This is a genomic window from Pseudomonas fluorescens, from assembly GCF_902497785.1.
Taxonomy (GTDB): domain Bacteria; phylum Pseudomonadota; class Gammaproteobacteria; order Pseudomonadales; family Pseudomonadaceae; genus Aquipseudomonas; species Aquipseudomonas fluorescens_BO.
In genome coordinates this window covers 200,627-224,304 of record NZ_CABVHK010000012.1, presented here as the reverse complement: position 1 = coordinate 224,304, position 23,678 = coordinate 200,627, and the positions used below count along the sequence as shown (strand labels likewise).

The following is a 23,678-nucleotide window of genomic DNA, read 5'->3' as shown; positions in this document are numbered from 1 at the left end:
GCCCATGCGCATTTCTACCGCCCAGTTTTACGAGTCCTCAGCTGCCAACTATCAAAAGAATTTCGCCAACGTGGTGAAGAGCAGCGAAGAGGCCAGCAGCCTCGTTCGCGTCAACACCGCTGCCGATGATCCGGTCGGCGCTTCGCGTCTGCTGCAATTGGGTCAGCAGGCTTCGATGCTCGACCAGTTTTCGAACAACATCACCACGATCAAGAACGCGCTCGGCCAGACCGAAGCGGTGATGACCAGCATCGGCAACGTGCTGCAACGCGCCAAGGAACTGGCCCTGGGTGCCGGCAACGCCGGTTACACCGATGCCGACCGCCAGGCCAATGCTTCGGAGCTGAGCCAGATCGAAGAGCAACTGCTGAGCCTGATGAACACCAAGGACGAGAACGGCAAGTACATTTTCGCCGGTTCCAAGGGTGACACCATTCCGTTCACGCGCAATTCCGACGGCACCTACAGCTATAACGGTGACCAGGTCACGCTGGACCTGCCGATTGGCGATACCCAGTCGATGGCCACCAACAGCACCGGTTGGGCGGTGTTCCAGCAGGCGATCAACACCAGTCGTACGCAGGCCACGATGACCTCGCCTACGCCTGCCGTCGATGGCGGTCGTGTGTCGCTGTCCAATGGTCAGGTCAATTCCGACGTGACCTACAACGCCAAATTCCGCGGTGGCGAGCCTTACACTGTGAATTTCCTCAGCCCGACGCAGATGGAAATCAGGGACTCGTCGGGTGCCGACGTGACGTCCGAGGCCACCGGCAACGGCGTGTTCAGTTCCAGCAATGGTGCGGCGACGCAGACCATCAACTTCCGCGGTGTCGACCTGAAGTTGAACATCAACATGAAGTCTGGCGACGTTCCCGGGACTGTGTTTCCGCCGGCCGGGTCGCCGAATGCCTACAGCTTCACCCTGGCGGCCAAGCCGGACAGCTTCAACGCTTCGCGCGCACCGGGCAACGTGTCGAACGAGGTGGTCACCCAAACGGAGATCACCAACAGTGCGGCCTACCACGCCAGCTTCCCGGAAGGCGGGGCAATTCTGAAGTTCACCAGCCCCACGGCTTTCGATTTGTATGCCGCACCACTGACCGCCAACAGCAAGCCGGTTTCCAGCGGCGTACTGGCGGGCTCCGTCGCCACCGCGTCGGGCGTGGCCTTTACCCTGAGCGGCACGCCAGCACCGACCATGGTTGCCGGCGACCAGTTCTCGGTTGCGGTCAACACTCACCAGACGCAGAGCGTGCTGGACACCGTCAGCCAGCTGAAAACCGCGCTGTCGACGCCGACCAACAACGACCCGCTCGCCATTCAGAAATTGAACGCGGCCGTGGGTTCGGCGGTTGGTAACCTGACCAGCGGCACCGACCAGTTGACCTCCGGCCTCAGTTCCGTGGGTGGACGCGGTGCGTCGCTGATCAATCAGACCGATATCAACGAGGCACTGGTGGTGGCCAACACGCAGACCCAGGGCTCGATCCGGGATTCGGATCCGGCCACGGTGATGACCCGCCTGACCTTGCAGCAAACCATGCTGCAGGCGTCGCAGCTGGCGTTCAGCAAAATCGCTCAGTTGGGGCTGTTCAACAAAGTCTGAGTCAAGGCCTTCGCGCTGTTGGCGCGAGGGCTCTGGACACCCGAGTGCAAACCGTCTTTTTTCAGCGGTTCAGGGCTGCTTCACTCTTGATGGAGTGAGCGCCCGCCGCTCGAGAGTTTCCCTGCCGTGAAACCAGCTCCTCTTGTCACTATCGCCATTCCCGCCTACAACCCACTGTACTTTCAGGCCGCGCTGCACAGCGCCCTGAACCAGACCTACACGTCGCTTGAAGTGATTGTGTGTGACGACAGCGACAGTGACGACATCCATGAACTGGTCCAGGCCTGCACGGTGCCGCAAGCCGTGACGCTGCGTTATGTGCGCAATGAACAACGCCTGGGGTTCAAGGGAAATCTGCTGGCCTGCGCCGAGCAGGCCACGGGGGAGTACCTCAAGTTTCTCTGCGATGACGATCAACTGCTGCCTGAGTGTATTGCCCGTCAAGTGCAAGGTTTCATCGACCATGATGATGTGAACCTGGTGGTTGCCCAGCGTCAGTATTGCGACGGCGACTACCTGCTGCTTCCCGAGCGGCTGGATAACGCCAGCATTGCCTCGGGGGACACGATGTTCAAGGGCGAAGACCTGCTGGATGTGCTGGAAAGCTCGACCATCAACTTCCTCAGCAACCTGAGCGGCGCGCTGCTGCGCACCTCCCAGGTGCTGGAATATCTGCCAGCCCTGACACAGGTCGGCGAAGGGTTTGTCGCCCGTCTCGATTTCGCCTTGTTTGTCTGTCTGTTGCGCCGTGGCAACCTGGCGGTCATCGCTCAGGTGCTCAGCTTCGAACGCTTGCACCCGGCGCGCCTGAGCAACCAGCCAGACGTCGAGCAGGCCGTGGCGGTCGAGCTGGGCTGGCTGGTCCAGATGCTGGCGGTGCGCAGCGGCGAGCCGGCGCCTGCGCCGGGGCATGTGCGCTTTATCGATCTGGCCAGTGCCGCCCTCGGCGAACCCTATGCCTGGGATGAGATGGCCCTGAGTCGTTCATTGGGCTTTACCCAGACGCTGATCCAGTCGCGGGTCGGTGAAAACTGTGACAGCTTTGCCGACGTGTATCAGCAATGGCTGGCCTGTCGCACCCTCAACCCGGCCCAGCAACGCCTGCTGCCTACGCGCCTGGCCTCGTGGGCATGGCAGCCGCGCATTGTTCCCGTGGTGATTGATGCCGACGCCGACGATGCGGCGCTCGCTGTCACGCTGGAGAGTATCGAACGGCAAGTCTACGGCGCCGAAACCGTGCTGGTGCTCTCCGGTGGCAATCGTACCGACAGCGTGGCGGGTAACGTGATCCGTGTGGCCTTGCAGGGCGATGGCCTTGAGCAGCTCAATGGCCTGCTGATGCAAATGGACGGTGCGCACTGGTTCTGGCTGCTGCGGGCCGGCGATCGACTGAATGAACTGGCCTTGCTGCTCCTCGCCGAGCGTATGGTCGAAAGTCCCGACGCGCTGTGCCTCTACAGCGATGAAGGCGGGCTGCGCAATGACGTGTCAGTCGAACCGATTTTCAAGTCCGATTTCAATCTGGACCTGTTGCGCAGTTATCCCTATGTCGGGCGAACACTGGCCCTGCAGCGTCAAGGCTTTGTGGCCGCCGGCGGGTTCAATCCGGACTTCGCCGAGCTCAGCCCCCACGACCTGGTTTGGCGGCTTGTTGAAAACCACGGTGCGCACGTCGTCGAGCATGTCGCCCAAGTGCTGGTCGAGTCCGCGTTCGGCCTGTCGCAATGGCTCGCCCTGCCGCAGGTGATCGAACAAAACCCCCGTGTGCTGACCGCGCACCTTGATCGTATCGGTGCCGCGCACACGGTGCGGCCAGGCAAAGTGCCGCTGATCAATCGAATTGACTACCAACACGACGTTCAGCCGCTGGTGTCGATTGTGGTGGTGACGCGCGACGGGCTCGGTCGGCTGCAACGCTGCGTCGAGAGTGTGCTGGAGCACACGGCCTATGCTCACTACGAATTATTGATCGTCGACAACGCCAGCACCTCGATCGACATGCGCGACTGGCTGGCCGCCATGGCGCAAATGGGCGGCGACAAATTGCGCGTGCTGCATTGCGATTACCCGGATAACCCGGCGGCGGCGCAGAACTTCGCCGTGGCTCAGGCGCGCGGCGAATATGTGCTGTTGCTCAGCCCCGATAGCCAGATCGTCAACCGCGACTGGCTTGCAGAATTGCTCAATCACGGTTTGCGTCCGGAAGTGGGCGTGGTCGGCGGCCGCATGGTCAGCCCTAAGGGGCGCATCGAAGGTTCGGCGCTGATATTGGGCATGCGCGGCCCGGTCGGCGTGCCTTGGCGCGGGGAAGTGGTGACGACGGCGGGCTACATGCAGCGCCAGCAGACGGTGCAGAATTTAAGCGCTGTGGGCACTGAATGCCTGCTGGTCCGCAAGCAGGTATTCGACGAGCTTCAGGGGTTTGACGAGCATGCTTTTGCGCAACAGCTCAACGGCCCGGACTTCTGCCTGCGCGTCAGGCAAAAGGGCTATCTGGTGGTCTGGACGCCTTATGCTGAAACAGTCCGGGTGGCTGGCGATGCGCCGAGCGGAACGGTGGGGTCAGAGCTGGTGGCTGAGCAGAAGCGTTTTTATCATCGCTGGCTGCCGATCATTGCCAGAGACCCGGCGTATAACGTCAACCTGAGTCTGAACACCAATAACTTCAGCCTGGAACCCGGCTTCAAGAACGACTGGAATCCGTTCACCCGTCACCTGCTGCCGCGGGTGCTGGCGATCCCGATCAACGAGACCGCAGTGGGTCACTACCGCGTCACCCAACCCTTTCTCGAGCTGGAAGCGGCGGGTCAAGTGCTCGGTAATCTGGCGTTCCATACGCCTTCGGACATTGAACTGGAGCGCCAGTCGCCCGACGTCATCATCCTGCAAGGGCGCTACAGCGAAGGCGCGGTGAATGAAGTCGAGCGGGTGAAGAACAGCTCGCGGGCGTTCCGGATCTTCGAACTCGATGACTATGTCATCGATGTGCCGAAGAAGAATGCTCACGTGCGCAAGGCCATCGTCGGTGTCGAAAAAATCGTGCGGCGGGCGATAGGGCTGTGCGACCGGGTCGTGGTGTCGACCCAACCGCTGGCCGATGCGCTCAAAGGCATGCATGACGATATTCGCGTGGTGCCGAACATGCTCGCTCCGTATCTGTGGAACGGGTTGAGCAGCCAGCGACGCACGTCGCGCAAACCGCGGGTCGGTTGGGGTGGGGGGACCAGTCACGATGGGGACCTGGCGATCATTGCCGATGTCGTTCGTTTGCTGGCGGATGAAGTGGAATGGGTGTTCTTCGGGATGTGCCCACCGGCACTCAAGCCATTCGTTCACGAATTCCATCCCTCCGTCGGCCTGCAGGCGTACCCCGGCAAACTGGCGAGCCTGAACCTCGATCTGGCGTTGGCGCCGTTGGAGTTTCACATCTTCAACGACTGCAAGAGCAACTTGCGCCTGCTGGAATATGGCGCGTGCGGTTATCCGGTGATCTGCACGGACACTGAGGCTTATCGCGGTTACCTGCCGTGTACCAAGGTGGTGAGCAACAGTACCGAGGAATGGCTTGAGGCAATTCGCATGCACCTGGCTGATCCGGAGGCGAGTTACCGGATGGGGGATGCGTTGCGTGAGGAAGTGCTGCGTGACTATATGCTTCGGGGTAATAACCTGAATTATTGGGCTGAGGCTTGGTTGCCTGGTTGATTCTGGGTTTGCGGTTGGGTGTATATCCATTTTTTGGGTGATGGCTGATATTGGTTTCGCCCTTACGGCGAGTCACTTTCGAAAAGCGCGAAAGTAACCAAAGCGCTCTTGCCCCACCACTCGGCACCTCGCTCTGGCTCGGTGTGCCCTCACTCCGGCATTGCTCCGCGGGTCGCCGCGATGGGCCATCCCTGGCCCAGCGCGGCTAAACCGGCATCCTTGCCGGTTTCCCCGCTACGCAATGCCTGCGTTCGGCCAGCGTGGTTTTATGGGGCGCTCAACATCAACATCAACATCAACATCAAAACCGCGGCGGCCTGCGGGCCGACCGTGGCTTCAAGCGGGCGCGCTGCGCTGCCTTGATCATGCACAACCTCTGGACCGAGCAATTTCCCTGTGGGAGCGAGCTTGCTCGCGATAGCGGTGTGTCAGCCGACATTGATGTTGGATGATAAACCGCTATCGCGAGCAAGCTCGCTCCCACATGGGAAATGTGGTGGGCGTGGCATTGGTGTTCAACTGCGATGACTTGGTCGAACTAACCGTCAGGTCGGCTATCAGGCCGCCTCGTTTTTGATTTTGATCTGAGCGCCCCATAAAACCACGCTGGCCGAACGCAGGTATTGCGCAGCGGGGAAACCGGCAAGGATGCCGGTTTAGCCGCGCTGGGCCAGGGATGGCCCTTCGCGGCGACCCGCGGAGCAATGCCGGAGTGAGGGCACACCGAGCCCAAGCGAGGTGCCGAGTGGTGGGGCAAGAGCCCTTTGGTTACTTTGGGGCTTTTCCAAAGTGACCCGCTGTAAGAGCGGAACCAATAGCCGCCATCACCGCAGAAACGGATATTCACTCAAGCCCACACCCAACCCCAAACCCCGCCCCAACACAGAGAAAGAGCTGGCGCGTTTCCTGCAAGCTCCCCCGATATCGCCATAAAACGAGCACTTCCGGTGAATCCAGAAGCGCCCTGACCGGCATTCAAGGTTTTATCCCGAAGGCCCGCAAAAGCTCCAGACAGCTTGGCTGAGCCCGGTGACGAACAAGAGGGGGAACGATGAAGGCAGTTATTTTGGCGGGCGGCCTGGGCACGCGCATCAGTGAGGAGTCGCACCTCAAACCCAAACCGATGATTGAAATCGGCGGCAAGCCAATTCTCTGGCACATCATGAAGCAGTACTCCGCTCACGGGATTCATGACTTCGTGATTTGCCTGGGCTACAAGGGTTACGCGATCAAGGACTTCTTCGCCAACTACTTCCTGCACACCTCCGACGTCACGTTCGACATGTGCAATAACCGCATGGACGTTCACCAGAACTACAGCGAGCCCTGGCGCGTCACCCTCATCGATACCGGTGAAGACACCATGACTGGCGGGCGCTTGCGTCGTGCCGGCCGCTACCTGGAAAACGAAGAAGCGTTCTGTTTCACCTACGGCGACGGCGTGTCCGATTTGAACATCGGTGCGCTGGTGGATTTCCATTTGTCCCACGGCAAGCTCGCCACGGTCACAGCGGTGCAGCCGCCCGGTCGTTACGGTGCCCTTGAGCGCGACGGCGACCTTGTCCGCGGTTTTACCGAAAAGCCGCGCGGTGACGGCGGCTGGATCAATGGCGGTTTCTTCGTGTTGTCGCCCAAGGTTCTGCCGCTGATCACGGCCGACGATACGGTCTGGGAATCCGAGCCGTTGATCGGCCTCGCCGACCGTGGCGACTTGGCTGCCTTTCAGCACGATGGCTTCTGGCATCCGATGGACACCCTGCGGGACAAGAATCACCTGGAGCAGCTGTGGCAGAGCGGGGAGGCCCCATGGAAACAATGGGACTGAGCCCGGATTTCTGGCGCGGCAAGCGGGTTCTGCTGACGGGCCACACGGGCTTCAAAGGCAGCTGGCTGACGTTGTGGCTGCAAAGCCTCGGCGCCGAGGTCAGCGGGTTTTCCCTTGATCCGTCGACCGAGCCGAGCCTGTTCGAACTCGCGCGTGTCCACGAAGGCATCAACGATCAACGCGGCGATCTGCGTGACCTCGGCGCCTTGCTGGAACTGATCGCCGAAACCCGACCGGAAATCGTCCTGCACCTGGCGGCCCAACCGCTGGTGCGCGAAGGTTATCGCGATCCGCTGGGGACTTATTCCAGCAACGTCATGGGCACCCTCAATCTGCTCGAAGCGATCCGTCAGGTCGGCGGCGTGCGCGCCTGCGTGCTGGTGACCACCGACAAGGTCTACGCCAATCAGGAATGGCTGTGGCCGTACCGTGAAAACGAAGCCCTCGGCGGCCACGATCCCTACAGCAGCAGCAAAGCCTGCTGCGAGTTGTTGGCGCAGTCTTACGCCGCCTCGTTCTTCCCGGCCGAAAAACACGCCGAACACGGTCTGGCCCTGGCCACGGCGCGTGCCGGCAACGTGCTGGGCGGTGGCGATTTTGCCCCGGAACGTTTGATCCCCGACGTGCTGAAAGCCTGGTCCGCGGACGAGCCGGTGACGCTGCGCTACCCGCAAGCCGTGCGCCCTTGGCAGCACGCGCTGGAGCCGCTGGCCGGTTACCTGCAACTGGCCGCCGGGCTTTACGAAAAAGGCCCCGAGTTCGCCGGTGCGTGGAACTTTGGCCCGAGCGAAGCCGACATGTGCAGCGTCGGCGAAGTGGTCGAACTGCTTGCCAGCCGCTGGCCACAAGCGCGCGGTTTACGCATCGAGCCGAGTGATTTGCATGAGGCGGGTCTGTTGCGCCTCGACAGCAGCCGCGCCCGGCAACTGTTGGCCTGGCAACCGCGCTGGTCGTTGCAGCAGTGCCTGACCCAGACCCTCGATTGGCACTTGGCCTGGCAAAACGGCGACGACATGCGTGCCGTCACATTGAGCCAGTTGAACCTGTACCGAGGCGCGCTGTGAGCGAATTTCTGTTGAACGCATTGCCGCTGAACGGCTTGTTCAGCGTGCAGCACAAGCGCTTCGAAGATGAGCGCGGACACTTCGCGCGGCTGTTCTGCGAAGGCAGCCTCAGCGCCTTCGGCCAAACGTTTCATATCCGTCAGATCAACCATTCCTGCACCCGCGAACGCGGCAGTGTGCGGGGCTTGCATTACCAGAATGGCAATGCCCCGGAAGCCAAGCTGATCACCTGCCTGCGCGGTGAAGTCTGGGACGTGGCGGTGGATTTGCGCCCGGACTCAGAGACGTTCCTGCACTGGCACGCCGAACACCTGCGGGCCGGCGACGGTCGCAGTCTGCTGATCCCCGCCGGTTTCGCCCACGGCTTTCAGACCCTGACCGACGACGCCGAATTGCTCTACCTGCACAGCGCCGATTACGCGCCGGAGCACGAGGGCGGCTTGTCGGTGAACGATCCACGGCTGGCGATTGCCTGGCCGTTGCCTGTCAATAATCTGTCAGTCAGGGACGCCAGTCATCCCTTGCTCGATCCACATTTCGCCGGAGTGCGTTTATGAACTGCCGTGGTTGCGGGACTTCTCTGGCCTTGCCGCTGATCGATCTCGGTACGTCGCCGCCGTCCAACGCTTATGTACGCGCCGACCAGCTGGAGCAGGCCGAGCAATGGGTGCCACTGAAAGTCGCCGTGTGTCAGCAGTGCTGGCTGGTGCAAACCGAGGATTACACCAGCGCCGACAGCCTGTTCGACGCTGAGTATGCGTATTTCAGTTCGTTCTCCAGCACCTGGCTGGCGCATGCCGAGCGCTATGTGGCCGAGATGGTCGAGCGCTTCGGCCTGACCGCCGACAGTCGCGTGGTGGAAATCGCCGCCAACGACGGTTACCTGTTGCAGTACGTCGCCGGGCGCGGCATTGCGTGCCTGGGCGTCGAGCCGACCCGCAGCACCGCGCAGGCAGCGCGGGAAAAAGGCCTGGACATCCGCGAGGTGTTTTTCGGTCGCAACAGCGCTGCGCAACTGGTCAGCGAAGGCTGGTCGGCGGACCTGATGGCCGCCAACAACGTGCTGGCCCACGTGCCAGACATCAATGATTTCCTCGGTGGTTTCGCCACCTTGCTCAAACCAACCGGCGTGGCGACGTTCGAGTTTCCACAATTGCTGACGCTGATGGCCGGGCAGCAGTTCGACACGCTGTATCACGAACACTATTCCTACTTGTCACTGACCGCCGTGCAGACCTTGTGCGAACGCAATGGCCTGGAAATATTCGACGTCAGTCAGCTGTCGACCCACGGCGGTTCGCTGCGGGTTTTCGTGCAGCGCGCCGAGGGCATTCGTCGTGACGTGCAGCCGGCAGTCGCCCGGCAACTGCAAGCCGAACTTGTCGCCGGGGTGAAAACCCCCGAGTACTACGCGACCCTCGCGCCGGCTGCGGAGCGGATCAAACACGAACTGCTGCGCTTTCTGCTGAAGGCCAAAGCCGAGGGCAAGCGGGTGGTCGGTTACGGCGCTGCCGCCAAGGGCAACACCTTGCTCAACTACGCCGGGGTCAAGCCGGACCTGTTGGCCTGGGTGGCCGATGCCAACCCGCACAAGCAGGGCAAGTACTTGCCCGGTAGCCGGATTCCGGTGGTGTCGCCCGAGCGCATCGCCCTCGAGCAACCTGACTACATCCTGGTCTTGCCGTGGAACCTGCTGACTGAAATCACCGAGCAATTCGCCTTTGTCAAAACCTGGGGTGCACGGTTTGTCGTCGCTGTTCCGGAGTTGAGTATTCAATGAGCAGAATTCATTACACCAAACCGAGCGTCGGTGAACTGGAAGCCCGGTATGCGCTGGATGCCGTGCAGAACGGTTGGGGCGCGCGTTGTTACGAATACCTGACGCGCTTCGAACACGGGTTCGCCGAGCACCTCGGGGCGACCTATGCCATCGCGACCTCAAGCTGCACCGGCGCGCTGCACATGGGCATGGCGGCGCTGGGTATCGGCGCCGGCGACGAAGTGATTCTGGGCAATACCAACTGGATTGCTTCGGCGGCACCCATCACTTATCTGGGCGCTACGCCGGTGTTCGTCGATGTTCAGCCCGACAGCTGGTGCCTGGACCCGGAGCTCGTCAGGCGTGCAATTACCCCCCGGACCAAAGCCATTCTCGCCGTACATCTTTACGGCAACCTGTGCGACATGGATGCCTTGTTGGCGATCGGTCGCGAACACGGTATCCCGGTGATCGAAGATGCCGCCGAAGCCATCGGCTCGCAGTGGCGCGGCAAGGCCGCCGGCTCTATGGGGGCGTTCGGCGCGTTTTCATTTCATGGCACGAAAACCATGACCACCGGGGAGGGCGGGATTTTCGTCACCTCGGACAAAGCCTTGTATGAGCGCGTCCTGACCTTGTCCAACCACGGCCGAGTCGCGGGCAGCACCAAACAATTCTGGCCCGAGTTCATGGGCTTCAAATACAAAATGAGTAACCTGCAAGCCGCCGTTGGCTGCGCCCAGGTCGAGCGGATCGAGGAGTTGATCGAACGCAAACGGACGATTTTCGCCAATTACGCCAGCGCCCTGGCCGCGCTGCCCGGGGTTACGCTGAACCCCGAGCCGGCACACGCGCGTAACGGTTACTGGATGCCCACGGTGGTGTTCGATGCCGAACTGGGGATTCATCGCGACGAAATGATCAGCGCTTTCCAGGCCGCCGATATCGACGCCCGGGTGTTCTTCTGGCCACTGTCGTCGTTGCCGATGTTCAGCGAGCAGGTGGTCGACACGCCGGTGGCGTTTGCCTTGCCGGAGCGCGCGTTCAACCTGCCGAGTTACCACGACATGACCGATGCCGATCAGCAGCGTGTGGTGGACGTCGTGCACGGCTTGCTCGCGCAAAGGGTATCGCGGTGAACCTGTATTTGCTGGGCGCGGCCAACCCTGAAGCCGTGCGCATGTTGCATGCAGTGAAACGCAGCACGCCGAATGTCGAGTTCGCGTTTCTGGACAATGATCCGGCCAAACACGGCACGTTGTTTTTTGGCGTGCCGGTGCTGGGCGGATCTGCGCTGGTCAGTGAGCTAAAAGGGCCGAACGCGCGTTTCGTCAACCTGATCACCGGCAACACCCGTCTGCGCTACGAGACCACTCGCGAGTTGGTTGAGGCCGGCGCCACGCTGGGTCAGTTCATCCACCCCGGCATCGACCTCACAATGATTCGCATGGGGCAGGGCAGTTACCTGCAAGAGGGCGTGATCATGCAAGCCGAAGTGACGCTGGGTGACAACACCAGTATCAGCGCCGGCAGTGTGGTCGGGCATGAGGGACAGATCGGCCACTCGGTGTTCATGGCGCCAGGCGTGTGCATTGCCGGTTGCGTGGAGATCGGCGACGGGACCTTCATCGGCACCAACGCGACGATTCTTCCGCGTTTGCGCATCGGTCGCTGGGTCACCATCGGGGCCGGTGCCGTCGTGACCAAAGATGTACCGGATTTTTCAGTCGTGGCGGGCAATCCCGCCAGGATCATCAAGACCAACGCGGTGCCTTACCCCGACGGGAAGGTTTTCAAGTAACCCGTTTCCCTATTTTTCTGGAGCGTTTCAATGAATCCCCATGAGCAGTTTCGCGAAGAAGTAAAAGACAACATCGCAGGCTTGCAGCAAGACAAGGCGTTGCAAGCCGAATCGCTGGGCTGGGTCGGCACCACGGCCAGACACAAGTACACCTACAACTTCAGCTGGATGGGCCGGCCGATCATCCAGTTCCCTCAGGACATGGTCGCCATGCAGGAAATAATCTGGAACCTGCGTCCGGACGTGATCGTTGAAACCGGCATCGCCCACGGCGGTTCGCTGGTGTTTTACGCCTCGATCCTGGAACTGATGGGCCACGGGGAAGTGCTGGGTGTCGACATCGACATTCGCCCGCACAACCGCGAAGCGATCGAAGCTCACCCGATGAGCAAACGCATACAGATGATTCAGGGTTCGAGCATCGACACGGCCATCGTCGATCAGGTGCGCGAGCGTATCCAGGGCAAGAAAGTGCTGGTGGTGCTGGACTCCAATCACACCCATGAACACGTGCTCGAAGAACTGCGCCTGTATGCGCCGATGGTGTCGGTGGGCAGTTACTGCGTGGTCATGGACACCGTGGTCGAAGACATGCCCGAAGACGCGTTTCCAGACCGTCCGTGGGGCAAGGGTGACAACCCGAAAACCGCGGTGTGGGCCTACCTTGAAGAGAACCGCGATTTCGAGATCGATCAGGCGATTCACAGCAAATTGCTGATCACTGTTGCACCAGACGGCTACCTGCGCCGGGTGCGTTGAGCGACAACTTTTTTCAAGCGTTTATCAGGCAAAACGGTCTGTGGTGGGGAAGGATATGCAAGGCATTTACGGTTCTGAAAATACGCAGTCCCTGGGTGAACTGTTCACTCTGGTGCTGATTACACACAATCGCCCGGCGTTCCTGCGCAGGGCACTGCAGTTCTACCGCACGTTGCCTTGCAAGATCCTGGTCCTCGACTCATCGGCCGTCGCTGCGGAAGGCGTGGCGGGCGTCGCAGATTCGATCGACTATCGACACTTGCCGCAATTTGGCTATTGGGGAATTCAGGCCAAACTGGCGTATGGCGTCGAGCAGGTCACCACGCCGTACATGGTCTTCGCCGCCGACGATGATTTCCTGTTGCACGGTGCCCTCGCCGAGTCGGTGAACTTCCTCGAAGCCAACCCTGACTACGGTCTGTGCCATGGCTATTGCCTGATGTACCTGACCCATGCCACTCACGTGCAGTACTACCGCCGTGACAAAAAGGTGCAGGAGGACTACAACGCCGAGTCCGCTCAGGACCGTGTGATCGATTACACCAGTCAGTACATTCCGCCGTTCTATGCAGTCCACCGCACTGCGCTGTTGCGTGACTGGTATGCCGCGATGCCTGAAGGGACGATCTTCCAGTGGCAGGAGATCGGTCATGTCTACTACATGCTGGCCCGGGCCAAGGCGCGAATTCTGCCGATGCCGTACGTGGTGCGCGAGGTCAACTATGGCCACTCGGATCACAACACTGAAATCATGACGACCTTGAGTTTCAAAGACGCCCGATCCGTGGCCGAACGCGAACGTTTTGCCGGGTTTCTCGCATCGTTGCCGACCGGCATCAGTGACCTGAATGAACAACAGACCGCGCAGGTCGCGCTGCAAAGTTTCGCTGCCCTCGCCGAGAGCCTGACGATCCGCAACGCGCTGACCATCGAGCCGATTTTCGAGTCGTACTGGACGGACCCGGCGCAGGGGCCGAAGCGTGTCTTCGGCGCCCAGCAATACGTTGAAATGCCGTTCTATAACAGTGCCTTTTTCGATCAACTGACGCAGTGCGAATTCCTGCTTCATTCGATGCCGGCAGGGCGCTTGCAACTCGAGCAAATGGAAGGCGCATTGCTCAAGCAGGAAGCGTTGCAACGCACTTATCCCAATGACACGCCGGCGACGATTCAAAACCGTCTGCTGGACGCGGTGGAACTGGGCGCGTTCAACCGTCGCGTGGTGCAAAAACTGGCGCAGCAGCTGCAGGATATGGATGAGCTCACCGACGCCCAGGTACTGACCGACTGGGTCAAGCGTCTGGACAGCGTCCCCACCTTCGACAGCCGTCAATTGCTCGACAGCATGCCGTCGGGGCGTCTGCACAACTGGCTGCAAGCCCGGCAACCGAACGACACCGCGGTGCGGAAAATCAACCAGCACCTGGCGGCTAATCAGGGCGGCCCTCAGTTCGACATTCTGCTGCTCGATCTGGACGCCGACATGGACAAGCTCCAGGTCACCTTCGATAGCCTGATGGGGAGCGCGTTCCGGGCGTTCAAGGTGGTGGTCTTCACCATGGGTGATTTGCCGGCGGTCACCACGGCGCAAAACACCCTGCATTTCGTCAAGGTCAGCGCGGCCAATTACGTCGACAAGCTGAACCAGATCGCTCGCCAGTCGACCTCGGACTGGTTGCTGCTGGCCGAGGCGGGCGACGAGTTCACCGCTGCCGGCTTCCTGCGTGCCAGCCTCGAGCTGCAAAACGCCGAAGGTTGCCGTGCGGTGGCGATGGACGAGATTCATCGCCAGGCCGATGGCACTCTGGTGGATGTGTTCCGCCCGGCCTTTAACCTCGACCTGTTGCAGAGCTTGCCGTCATGGGTTGCGCGGCACTGGCTGATTCGCCGCGAAGTGTTGGTGGACGTCGGCGGTTTCGCCCGCGAGTTCACCTCGGCGCTCGAGTTCGACCTGCTGCTTCGCATGATCGAAGCCGGCGGCCTGGCCGGTTTTGCGCATTTGCCGGAACCGTTGCTGATCACCGCAGCCCCCGAACCCACCGCCCACGACCACGAGCGTCAGGCGCTGGTCCGTCATCTGGCGACCCGTGGTTATCAAGCCCAGGTCAGCGCCGAAGCATCGGGTGGTTTGCGTATCGAATACCGCCATGCGGGGCGCCCGAAGGTCTCGATCATCATCCCGAGCCAGGACAACCTGGAGCACTTGCAGCGCTGCCTGGTCAGTGTCTTGCAGCGCACGCGCTATCAAAACAACGAAGTGGTCATTGCCGATAACCACAGCCAGTCCGCCGAGCTTCACACCTGGCTCGACAGCCTGGAACGCAATGGCCGGGGCCGGATTCGTCTGGTCAAGACTGCACAGCGCCTGAGCACATCGGCCCTGATCAACCTCGCCGCCGAACAGGCTCAAGGCGAATACCTGGTGCTGCTGGCCGCGGACGCCGAAGTGGTCAACGCGAACTGGATAGAGGCCTTGCTCAATCAGGCCCAGCGTCCCGAAGTCGGCGTGGTCGGGGCCAGGCTGGTGGATCGCGCGGGCAGCGTGACCGGTGCCGGGCTGATTCTCGGACTCGACGGCGGCATTGCTTCGCCCTTCGTCGGCGAGAAAAAAGACGCCTCAGGCTACATGCGCCGGCTGCTCGTCGAACAGAATTACGCGGCCGTCAGCGGTGCCTGCCTGATGATTCGCAAGGAAGTCTTCGACGCCCTCGGCGGTCTGGATCGCGAGCACTTCGATGATGCCTACGCTGATGTCGATCTGTGCCTGAAAGTGGCCGACGCCGGGTTGCTCACGGTGTGGACGCCGCAAGTGCAGATTGTCCATCCGGGAACCTTGCCGGACGACTCCCAGGCTGTGGCTGCCCTGCGCGACAAATGGCAGGCGCGCTTTGCCCACGACGAGTCTTACAACAGCAACCTGGCCCTGACCGGCAAGGTTTTTTCCCTCAGCGAACCGTCCCCGGTCAACTGGGCGCAGTTGCTTGCGTAAGCAGTCTGATCCACCAAAAGGATACGCGACATGTTCAAGGCCAAATTGATGTTCAGAGGTGCGCGCAGTTGCCGGCGCGTCAGGCGTTGCGTTGAGTCCGGCTCATGATGCCTATGCGGATTCCCTACGGCCGGCAGAACATTGATCAGGCGGATATCGACGCGGTAATGGAAGTGCTCAAGTCCCCCTGGCTGACTCAGGGCCCGACCATCGAGCGTTTCGAAAACGCCTTGGCCGACCACTGTCAGGCGCAGCACGCGGTCGCCGTGTGCAACGCCACGGCAGCGCTGCACATTGCCTGTCTTGTCGCGGGGCTCGGCCCGGGCGATTACCTCTGGACCAGTCCGAACACCTTCGTCGCGTCGGCCAACTGCGCGCGCTACTGTGGCGCCGACGTCGATTTCGTCGACATTGATCCGCACACCTTGAACCTTGACGCGAGGTTGCTCGCCGAAAAACTCGAGGTCGCCGAAGCCGCCGGAAAACTCCCCAAGGTGGTGATCGCGGTCGCGTTCGCCGGGCAGAGTTGCGACATGCGCGCCATCGCGCAGTTATCCGCGCGCTACGGTTTCATCTTGATCGAAGATGCCGCGCATGCGGTGGGCGCCTCGTACCTGGGACGGCCGGTGGGCTGTGGCCAGTTCGCCGCCATGACCATCTTCAGTTTTCATCCGGTCAAGATCATCACCAGCGCCGAGGGCGGCATGGTGCTGACCAACAATGCCGGGTATGCCGAACGCCTGCGACGGTTGCGCAGCCACGGCATCACCGGTGATCCGGCGCAGATGAAGGTGCCGGACACAGGGTTGTGGTACTACCAGCAACTGGAGCTGGGTTTCAATTACCGCATGACGGATTTGCATGCCGCACTGGGGCTGTCGCAACTGGCGCGTCTGGATGCCTTCGTCGCCAAGCGTCGTCAACTGGCTGCGCGCTATGCAGTACTGCTGGCAGGGCTCCCTGTGACGTTGCCGGTCGAACAGCCTGGCGCCGAGTCTGCCTGGCACCTTTACGTCGTGCGGTTGCAACTGTCGCGCATCAAGCTTAGTCAGGCGCAGGTGTTCGAGGCTTTGCGGGCTGCGGGCCTTGGCGTCAACCTGCACTACATTCCCGTGCATTTGCAGCCTTACTATCGCGAACAAGGTTTCAAGGACGGTGATTTTCCACAGGCCGAGCAGTATTTTTCCGAGGCCATCAGCCTGCCGCTGTTTCCCGACCTGACCGATGAGCAGCAGGACGAAGTGGTGGAACATCTGCGGCGAATTCTGGATTGACAGTTAATTGATCACCCATACAACGGGAGTGGCTTTGTGAAAGGGCAGCAAACAGCAGACGCGCGACAGGATCGGCAACCGGTCCTGAGCATCGCCGGGCGTCGCATCGGTCCGGCCGAGCCTCCTTACATCGTTGCCGAGATGTCCGGGAACCATAACGGCGACATCAACCGTGCCTTTCGCATCATTGAAGCCGCGAAGCAGGCGGGTGCGGATGCGGTGAAGATTCAGACGTACCGCGCCGACACCATCACCATTGACCACAGCGGGCCGGAATTTCTGGTGAAGGGCGGTCTGTGGGATGGCCGCGGGCTCTATGAGCTTTATGAAGAAGCGCACACGCCGTGGGAATGGCACCAGGCGATCTTCGAGCATGGTCGCCAGATCGGGATCACCGTGTTTTCATCGCCCTTTGACGCCACGGCTGTGGACTTCCTCGAGTCTCTGGGGGCACCGGCCTACAAAATTGCATCGCCTGAATTGATCGACCTGGCGCTCATTCGCAAAGTAGCGCGCACGGGCAAGCCGATCGTGATGTCCACGGGCATGGCCACCCTTGAGGAAATTGCTGAAGCCGTAGAGGCCGCGCGTGGGGCCGGGGCCACGCAGATTGTGGTGCTGCACTGCACAGCGGCTTATCCGGCGCCGCCAGAGGAAGCGAATCTGGCAACGATCGCCGAGATCGCCCGGCGGTTCGACGTGGTGTCCGGGCTGTCCGACCATACGCTCGGCACGGTGGTGTCGGCTATTGCGGTAGGGCTGGGCGCGTGTTTCATCGAAAAGCATTTCACCCTGTCTCGCGCAGAAGGCGGGGTCGATAGCGCCTTTTCGCTGGAGCCGGCAGAACTGGCTAACCTCGTGGCGACGGCGCGCATCGCCCATGTTGCGGTCGGCGCGGCGGCCTTCGAGCCCACCCGCTCGGAACAGATTGTGCTGAAGAATCGCCGTTCACTGTATGTCGTCGCGCCTGTCGCCAAGGGCGAAATGCTGACCGAAGCCAACGTGCGCTCGATCCGCCCCGGCAACGGGCTCAAACCGAAGTTTCTTGAGGTGGTGCTCGGGCGCCGGGCGACGCGCGCGCTGGCCTTTGGCGAGCCACTTGAGGTGTCGATGGTCGAAGGCGGAATCGAGCCATGACCGGTACACCTCGCGCCGTCGCGATCATTCCAGCCAGGGGTGGCAGCAAGCGCATCCCACGCAAGAACATCCGCCTGTTTCGTGGGCGGCCCATGCTGGCCTGGTCGATTGACGCAGCGCTCGCCTGCGGCGCTTTCGACACCGTCATGGTCAGTACCGATGACGCAGAGATTGCAGCCATCGCCCGCGCCCTGGGCGCCGAGGTGCCCTTCCTGCGCTCGCCCGCGGCAGCAGATGATCACGCCACGACGTCGGACGTTCTGCTTGAAGTGCTGGGGCAATACGCCGAGGCGGGCGTGCAGTTCGATCTTGCCTGTTGCCTCTATCCAACGGCACCGTTTGTACGGCCCGCCGACCTGAGTGGCGGGCGCGCGCAACTGCTGGGAAGCCGGTTCGACGTGATCATGCCGGTCGCCGCTTTTTCTTATCCGATCTGGCGTTCGCTGCAACGTGACGACGAGGGCTGCATCGCCCTCAACTTCCCTGAACACCTCAACGCCAGGTCCCAGGACCTGCCGGTCGCCTATCACGATGCCGGTCAGTGGTACTGGTTTCGCACTGAAGCGTTTCTGCGCGATCACGTGCTGATGGGGCCCAATACCGGCTCGATCGTTTTGCCGGCGATGCAGGTGCAGGACATCGATACCGAGGAAGACTGGGCGATTGCCGAGCTGAAACACGAAAGGATGTCGGGATGAATGACCCGCGTCTACGCCGGCACGAGCTGGGTTTTCTGGAAGTGGTGGACCGCCCCACGCCACAGGCCTTGAGCGACTATTACGCGCAGGCTTACTTTCAAACCGCGGCCAGTAGCAGCTTTCGGCAGTCTTACTCGGACGAGGAACTGGAAGTCATCGAGCTGCGGATCGCGCAAAAGGCCAGTCAGGCGCGCTCGCTGCGCGGTGATGATCAGCCCGGCAGCCTCCTCGATGTCGGCTGCGGCGAAGGCTTTGTGCTCAGGTTCTTCGAGCGGCTCGGGTGGCAGGTTCAAGGTATCGACTACAGTCGCGCCGGCGTGCAGCAGGTCAATCCGGACTACGCGAGGCATGTCGAGCAAGGTGATGTCTTCGAACTGCTCGAGGCCCGTATCGCCTCTGAAAAACACTACGATCTGGTCTGGCTGGGTAACGTCCTCGAGCACGTTCTGGACCCTGTGAGCCTGCTCCGATCACTGCGCCGTCTAGTCGCTCCCGGCGGGCTTCTGGTGGTCACTGTGCCGAACGATGGCTCGGCGTTTCACGAAGAGCTGTATGCGCAAGGCGCAATACCTGACCGGTTTTGGATCGCCGTGCCTGATCACCTGTCGTATTTCACCGCTGACAGCCTGCGCCAGACAGCTGAGGCAACGCAGTGGGAGTGTCTGGCGATGCAGGGCGATTTTCCGATCGACCTTTTTCTCGCGCATGAAGGTTCGAATTACGTCGCCGATCGTTCCCAGGGGCCGGCAGCCCACCGGGCCCGGCTGATGCTCGAACGGCTGATCGGGCAGGCCGGCATCGAAGTCTCCAGCCGCTTTTACGCTGCACTCGTTGATGTGGGGTTTGGTCGCAACCTGACCGCGTTCTTAAGACCCAAACCCTGAGGAGTCACACCATGACAGACAACACCATACGCACATTTGTCGGCTCGACGCCGTCCGAGACCGAGCGCAAACAGCTGCTGGTCGATCGACTTCGCGCCTCGCGGATTCCCGACCGCGAACTGCTGGACAACCTAGGCCTCTATCTCACGCGGCAGACGCTGTCGCGGATCAACTTCATGCAGATGCTCTACCAGATGATCGTGCCGGTGCACGGGGTCATCATGGAGTTTGGTGTGCGGTGGGGGCAGAACATGGCCTTGTTCTCGACGTTGAGGGGCATTCACGAGCCCTTCAATTACAACCGCAAGATCATCGGCTTCGATACCTTTGACGGCTTTCCTTCGGTGGCGCCCCAGGATGGCGGCGGCGTGCAGGCGGGTGACTATGGCGTGGTCGAGAACTGGAAAGAAGAGCTCGAAGAGATACTCGACTTCCACGCGCAAAACGCACCGATTCCCCACAAGAAAAAACACGAGCTGGTGACGGGAGACGCGACGATGTCGCTTCCCGGGTATCTCAAGGATCACCCCGAAACCATCGTGGCCCTGGCCTACTTCGACTTCGATATCTACAAGCCGACCCGCGATTGCCTGGAGGCTATCCTGCCGTACCTGACCAAGGGCAGCATTCTGGCGTTTGATGAACTCAACACCCCTGAATTTCCCGGTGAAACCATCGCCGTACGCGAAGTGCTGGGGCTGTCCCGTTACGCCATACGCCGGGATCCCTCCAATCCGCTGACTTCTTACCTGGTGATCGAATGAGCCCACATGCTGTGCGCTACCGGGTCATGCCGACCCCGACACTGTCAGACGGCGTGCTGGACGTACGGGCTGTACAGCCAGCCGACATTGAAGCGATCCGGCAATGGCGAAATGCGCAGATGGATGTGCTGCGCCAGACTGCGCCGATATCACCTGAACAGCAGGCGCGCTACTTCGCCGAGCATGTCTGGCCGCAGGTCGACAGCCCTGAACCCTCGCAGGTTCTGGTCGCGCTGGAGCGTGCCGGTGCCCTGATCGGCTACGGCGGCCTGGTGCATATTTCCTGGCCGAACCGCAGGGCCGAGATTTCATTCTTGCTCACCCCGGATCTCGAACAGAATACGGACGAGCTCATCGCCCTGTTTTCACGTTTCCTCGACTTGATGAAACGGTTGGCCTTTGACGATCTCGGACTGCGGCGCCTGTGCACCGAAACGTTCGCGCACCGCAGCCGCCACATCGCCACCCTTGAAGCGTCGGGTTTCAGTTGCGAGGGCCGCTTGCGCGAGCACGTGCTGGTTGACGGCGAACCCACGGACGCGTTTGCCCACGGTTTGCTGGCTGTTGAATGGAAAAGTACTCGGTGAACGGCGCCCTGAAAGCCACCGCTTGCAATGTGCTGGTGACGTCCGCCTCGCGCAAGGCACCGTTGGTGCGCGCGATGCAGCAAGCGCTCAAGCGGCTGGATCCCGATGCTCGGGTGATTGCCGGCGATCTCGATCCTGAAGCGCCGGCGCGCTATGTGGCGGACGGGTTCTGGCAGATGCCGCGCTTCAGCGACGCCGAGTTGCCGGCGCTGATCCGAGGGTGTCATGAACGGCGGATCGCGGTGATTTTCCCCACCCGCGATGGCGAGTTGCTGTTTTGGTCGCGCCACCGCGCAACGCTGGCCGAAGCGGGCATTGGTGTCGTCGTGTCTGACCCCGAAGCGCTCGAGCGCTGTCTCGACAAGCTGGCTTTTGCCCGCTTTGGCAAAGACACAGGGCTGCCGGTCATCGATGCGGCCATGACACCCGAGGCCATCGGCGCCGACTCTTATGTGGTGAAAGAGCGCTACGGTGCCGGCGCCCGGGCAATCGGGATTGATCTGCCTCTCGAGGCCGCTCGCCATCACGCAAAACACCTCGACGCGCCGATCTATCAGGCCTTTGTGCCGGGGCCTGAAATCAGTATCGACGGCTGGCTCGATCACAGCGGTGCGGTGGTGGGCGTGGTGCTGCGCAGTCGCGACCGTGTGGTGGGCGGCGAATCGCAGATCACCACCACGTTTCGCAGTGAGGCGCTTGAACGTGAAGCGGTTCGCGCGCTGGAGGCGCTGGACTTGCGTGGCCCGGTGGTGATGCAGGCAATCGTGATCAACGACAGCCTGCGCATCATTGAATGCAATCCGCGTTTTGGCGGTGCTTCCACGACCGCGATTGCGGCAGGTCTGGACGTCCTTTACTGGAGTCTCATCGAAGCGTTCGGACTCGGGCTGCCGGTTGTTTTCAAACGAATTGCAGGTGAGGTAAGACAGGTACGTCTGCCCGCTGATCTGGTGCTGCATGATCCTGATTTTTGACCTCGACGATACGCTCTATGACGAGAGCACCTTCGTCACCAGTGGGCTCGGCGCCGTCGCCCGTCACGGCGAAGTTGCCTATGGATGGAACGCCGGCTGTTCGCTGGCGTTTATGCTGGACGTGCTTGAGCGCGAGGGGCGAGGGCGGGTGTTCGACCGATGGCTGGCGTCCCATGAACAATTGTCGAAAGCGCGCGTGGCCGAGTGCGTGAAGGTTTATCGGCATCATCGACCGAGCCTCGAATTGTTCCCGGCGGCGCGAGAGGTGCTCGACCGATACCGCGGGCAAGTGCCGCTTTATCTGGTCACCGACGGGCACAAGATCGTGCAGAAAAACAAGGTCGAGGCACTGGGCCTGTTTCCTGAATTTCGACGCGTCCTGATCACCCATCGTTTTGGTATCCGCCATGCCAAGCCGTCGCCGCACTGCTTCGAGCTTATTCGCCAGGCGGAAGGTTGTGGCTGGGCGGACATGGTTTACGTCGGTGACAACCCGGCCAAGGACTTCGTGAACCTCAGGCCGCTGGGCGCTTTGACGGTCCGGGTGCAGACCGGTGGCCACCGCGACGTCGTCGCCCGACCGGGCCATGATGCGCAAATCACCCTCCCGGACCTTGGCGCGCTACCTGACGTGCTGGACGCTCATTTTCAACGGTCACGCGGCAGCTTGTCGGCCCGATTCGGCAAAATAGCGTGACCTGCGAGTCATAACGCGCATCTTCACTGTATTGTATTAACCGGGAAGGTGGCGCCTGGCCTGTTTTCAGCCCAGTGATAGCCTTTTGTTCTTACCGCTGTCGCCCCATTGGGGCGGCGTTTTTCTCTGTTTGTCGGCGCCCCTCGATTCCTTGCGAGCGGTGGTATTGGGCTGTTTATTATTGGGAAGCCGTAATGATTGGCATAAAAAGCATTGCGAGCTACGTTCCTGTAGCCGGCGTGGACAATTACGCACAAGGTGCAAAATTCGAGAAGGATGAAGAATTCATCCTGGGCAAAATCGGTTCGGCCTTCCTGCCGCGTAAAGACGCCGGGCAAGAAACGTCGGACCTGTGTGTCGAAGCAGCCAACGCGCTGTTCGCCAACAACCCTGTTTTGAAACGCGAAGCCATCGACGTGGTGATCGTCGTCACCCAGAACGGCGACGAAGAAGGCCTGCCACACACGGCGGCGATCGTTCAGGACAAACTGGGCCTGCCGACCACCGTGGCGGCGTTCGATATTTCCCTGGGCTGCTCCGGCTATGTCTATGGCATCTACGCGATCAAGGGCTTCATGGAAGCCACAGGTTTGAAAAATGGCCTGCTGATCACCGCGGACCCGTATTCGAAAATCGTTGATCCCGAAGACCGCAACACCACGATGCTGTTTGGCGATGCGGCGACCGCCACCTGGATGGGCGAGAACGCGCCCTGGCAGTTGGGCAAAGCCAAGTTCGGCACCGACGGTTCCGGCGCGCCGCACCTGAAGGTCACCGATGGCGTGTTCTTCATGAACGGCCGTCAGGTGTTCAACTTCGCGCTGCTCAAGGTGCCGGCGCATTTGCATGAACTGCTGGCCGATTCGCAGCTGACGGCTGACGATGTCGATGCGTTTTGCATCCATCAGGGCAGCGCGGCGATTGTCGATGCCGTGGCACGACGTTTCGAGGGCGAGCCCGAGAAGTTCATCAAGGATATGGTCGAGACTGGCAACACGGTGTCGTCGAGCATTCCATTGCTGCTGGAAAAGCACGTGCTGGACTCCAGCTGGAAGCGCGTGGCGTTGAGCGGTTTCGGTGTTGGTTTGTCGTGGGGTTCGGCGATTATCTATCGCCCTTGATCTTCCTGAAGCTTGGCAAAAAAATAGCGTT

General features: G+C 61.1%; 19 protein-coding genes. All 19 read left to right on the top strand.

The window, feature by feature from the left end; translation table 11 throughout:
* Positions 1-4 precede the first annotated feature (4 nt).
* The 19 genes from F8N62_RS19430 to F8N62_RS19330 all read left to right on the top strand — a co-directional run bounded on the left by F8N62_RS19430 (position 5) and on the right by F8N62_RS19330 (position 23,647).
* A complete protein-coding gene (locus tag F8N62_RS19430; RefSeq protein WP_150712191.1) occupies positions 5-1,609 on the top strand; it encodes a flagellar hook-associated protein 3 in 1,605 nt (534 codons plus the stop codon).
* Positions 1,610-1,735: 126 nt separating this feature from the next.
* Positions 1,736-5,314: a glycosyltransferase gene (locus F8N62_RS19425; protein ID WP_150712190.1), complete on the top strand. Its 3,579-nt coding sequence runs from the start codon at positions 1,736-1,738 to the stop codon at positions 5,312-5,314.
* A 1,051-nt stretch (positions 5,315-6,365) separates the two neighbouring features.
* Positions 6,366-7,139: a glucose-1-phosphate cytidylyltransferase gene (gene rfbF / locus F8N62_RS19410; RefSeq protein WP_150712189.1), complete on the top strand. Its 774-nt coding sequence runs from the start codon at positions 6,366-6,368 to the stop codon at positions 7,137-7,139.
* Positions 7,121-8,203: a CDP-glucose 4,6-dehydratase gene (gene rfbG / locus F8N62_RS19405; protein ID WP_150712188.1), complete on the top strand. Its 1,083-nt coding sequence runs from the start codon at positions 7,121-7,123 to the stop codon at positions 8,201-8,203. The genes rfbF and rfbG overlap by 19 nt, the downstream gene beginning before the upstream one ends.
* Entirely contained in the window at positions 8,200-8,760 is a 561-nt protein-coding gene (locus tag F8N62_RS19400) for a dTDP-4-dehydrorhamnose 3,5-epimerase family protein (protein ID WP_150712187.1), read from the top strand. The genes rfbG and F8N62_RS19400 overlap by 4 nt, the downstream gene beginning before the upstream one ends.
* Complete coding sequence (locus F8N62_RS19395) at positions 8,757-9,983, top strand: class I SAM-dependent methyltransferase (protein WP_150712186.1); 1,227 nt, start codon at positions 8,757-8,759, stop codon at positions 9,981-9,983. Before F8N62_RS19400 ends, F8N62_RS19395 begins: the two co-directional genes overlap by 4 nt.
* Positions 9,980-11,101, top strand: a complete 1,122-nt coding sequence (locus F8N62_RS19390) for a DegT/DnrJ/EryC1/StrS family aminotransferase (RefSeq protein WP_150712185.1) — start codon at positions 9,980-9,982, stop codon at positions 11,099-11,101. The genes F8N62_RS19395 and F8N62_RS19390 overlap by 4 nt, the downstream gene beginning before the upstream one ends.
* Positions 11,098-11,763: an acetyltransferase gene (locus F8N62_RS19385; protein ID WP_150712184.1), complete on the top strand. Its 666-nt coding sequence runs from the start codon at positions 11,098-11,100 to the stop codon at positions 11,761-11,763. The genes F8N62_RS19390 and F8N62_RS19385 overlap by 4 nt, the downstream gene beginning before the upstream one ends.
* Positions 11,764-11,793: 30 nt before the next feature.
* Positions 11,794-12,522, top strand: a complete 729-nt coding sequence (locus F8N62_RS19380; protein ID WP_150712183.1) for a cephalosporin hydroxylase family protein — start codon at positions 11,794-11,796, stop codon at positions 12,520-12,522.
* A gap of 55 nt (positions 12,523-12,577) precedes the next feature.
* Entirely contained in the window at positions 12,578-15,511 is a 2,934-nt protein-coding gene (locus F8N62_RS19375; RefSeq protein ID WP_150712182.1) for a glycosyltransferase family 2 protein, read from the top strand.
* A gap of 104 nt (positions 15,512-15,615) precedes the next feature.
* The gene (gene pseC, locus F8N62_RS19370) at positions 15,616-16,785 is read left to right on the top strand and encodes a UDP-4-amino-4,6-dideoxy-N-acetyl-beta-L-altrosamine transaminase (protein ID WP_150712181.1); all 1,170 of its coding nucleotides are present in this window, start codon (positions 15,616-15,618) and stop codon (positions 16,783-16,785) included.
* A gap of 36 nt (positions 16,786-16,821) precedes the next feature.
* Complete coding sequence (gene pseI / locus F8N62_RS19365; protein WP_224791388.1) at positions 16,822-17,922, top strand: pseudaminic acid synthase; 1,101 nt, start codon at positions 16,822-16,824, stop codon at positions 17,920-17,922.
* Positions 17,919-18,620 (top strand): pseudaminic acid cytidylyltransferase, encoded by a 702-nt coding sequence (gene pseF / locus F8N62_RS19360; protein ID WP_150712180.1) that lies wholly within the window; start codon positions 17,919-17,921, stop codon positions 18,618-18,620. Before pseI ends, pseF begins: the two co-directional genes overlap by 4 nt.
* Positions 18,617-19,504, top strand: coding sequence for a class I SAM-dependent methyltransferase (locus tag F8N62_RS19355; RefSeq protein ID WP_150712179.1), 888 nt, complete (start codon positions 18,617-18,619; stop codon positions 19,502-19,504). The genes pseF and F8N62_RS19355 overlap by 4 nt, the downstream gene beginning before the upstream one ends.
* An 11-nt stretch (positions 19,505-19,515) precedes the next feature.
* On the top strand, positions 19,516-20,268 hold the full coding sequence (locus F8N62_RS19350) for a TylF/MycF/NovP-related O-methyltransferase (protein WP_150712178.1): 753 nt from the start codon (positions 19,516-19,518) through the stop codon (positions 20,266-20,268).
* Positions 20,265-20,855, top strand: a complete 591-nt coding sequence (locus F8N62_RS19345; RefSeq protein WP_150712177.1) for a GNAT family N-acetyltransferase — start codon at positions 20,265-20,267, stop codon at positions 20,853-20,855. The genes F8N62_RS19350 and F8N62_RS19345 overlap by 4 nt, the downstream gene beginning before the upstream one ends.
* On the top strand, positions 20,837-21,829 hold the full coding sequence (locus F8N62_RS19340; protein ID WP_150712176.1) for an ATP-grasp domain-containing protein: 993 nt from the start codon (positions 20,837-20,839) through the stop codon (positions 21,827-21,829). The genes F8N62_RS19345 and F8N62_RS19340 overlap by 19 nt, the downstream gene beginning before the upstream one ends.
* On the top strand, positions 21,813-22,526 hold the full coding sequence (locus F8N62_RS19335) for an HAD family hydrolase (protein WP_150712175.1): 714 nt from the start codon (positions 21,813-21,815) through the stop codon (positions 22,524-22,526). The genes F8N62_RS19340 and F8N62_RS19335 overlap by 17 nt, the downstream gene beginning before the upstream one ends.
* 194 nt (positions 22,527-22,720) lie before the next feature.
* A complete protein-coding gene (locus tag F8N62_RS19330) occupies positions 22,721-23,647 on the top strand; it encodes a ketoacyl-ACP synthase III (protein WP_150712174.1) in 927 nt (308 codons plus the stop codon).
* Positions 23,648-23,678 lie beyond the last annotated feature (31 nt).

What these genes read in the sequence shown, in the direction of transcription:
- F8N62_RS19430 (WP_150712191.1), top strand. Translation starts at nt 5, where the DNA reads ATGCGCATTTCTACCGCCCAGTTTTACGAGTCCTCAGCTGCCAACTAT.
- rfbF (WP_150712189.1), top strand. Translation starts at nt 6,366, where the DNA reads ATGAAGGCAGTTATTTTGGCGGGCGGCCTGGGCACGCGCATCAGTGAG.
- rfbG (WP_150712188.1), top strand. Translation starts at nt 7,121, where the DNA reads ATGGAAACAATGGGACTGAGCCCGGATTTCTGGCGCGGCAAGCGGGTT.
- F8N62_RS19395 (WP_150712186.1), top strand. Translation starts at nt 8,757, where the DNA reads ATGAACTGCCGTGGTTGCGGGACTTCTCTGGCCTTGCCGCTGATCGAT.
- F8N62_RS19390 (WP_150712185.1), top strand. Translation starts at nt 9,980, where the DNA reads ATGAGCAGAATTCATTACACCAAACCGAGCGTCGGTGAACTGGAAGCC.
- F8N62_RS19380 (WP_150712183.1), top strand. Translation starts at nt 11,794, where the DNA reads ATGAATCCCCATGAGCAGTTTCGCGAAGAAGTAAAAGACAACATCGCA.
- F8N62_RS19375 (WP_150712182.1), top strand. Translation starts at nt 12,578, where the DNA reads ATGCAAGGCATTTACGGTTCTGAAAATACGCAGTCCCTGGGTGAACTG.
- pseC (WP_150712181.1), top strand. Translation starts at nt 15,616, where the DNA reads ATGATGCCTATGCGGATTCCCTACGGCCGGCAGAACATTGATCAGGCG.
- pseF (WP_150712180.1), top strand. Translation starts at nt 17,919, where the DNA reads ATGACCGGTACACCTCGCGCCGTCGCGATCATTCCAGCCAGGGGTGGC.
- F8N62_RS19355 (WP_150712179.1), top strand. Translation starts at nt 18,617, where the DNA reads ATGAATGACCCGCGTCTACGCCGGCACGAGCTGGGTTTTCTGGAAGTG.
- F8N62_RS19350 (WP_150712178.1), top strand. Translation starts at nt 19,516, where the DNA reads ATGACAGACAACACCATACGCACATTTGTCGGCTCGACGCCGTCCGAG.
- F8N62_RS19345 (WP_150712177.1), top strand. Translation starts at nt 20,265, where the DNA reads ATGAGCCCACATGCTGTGCGCTACCGGGTCATGCCGACCCCGACACTG.
- F8N62_RS19340 (WP_150712176.1), top strand. Translation starts at nt 20,837, where the DNA reads ATGGAAAAGTACTCGGTGAACGGCGCCCTGAAAGCCACCGCTTGCAAT.
- F8N62_RS19335 (WP_150712175.1), top strand. Translation starts at nt 21,813, where the DNA reads ATGATCCTGATTTTTGACCTCGACGATACGCTCTATGACGAGAGCACC.
- F8N62_RS19330 (WP_150712174.1), top strand. Translation starts at nt 22,721, where the DNA reads ATGATTGGCATAAAAAGCATTGCGAGCTACGTTCCTGTAGCCGGCGTG.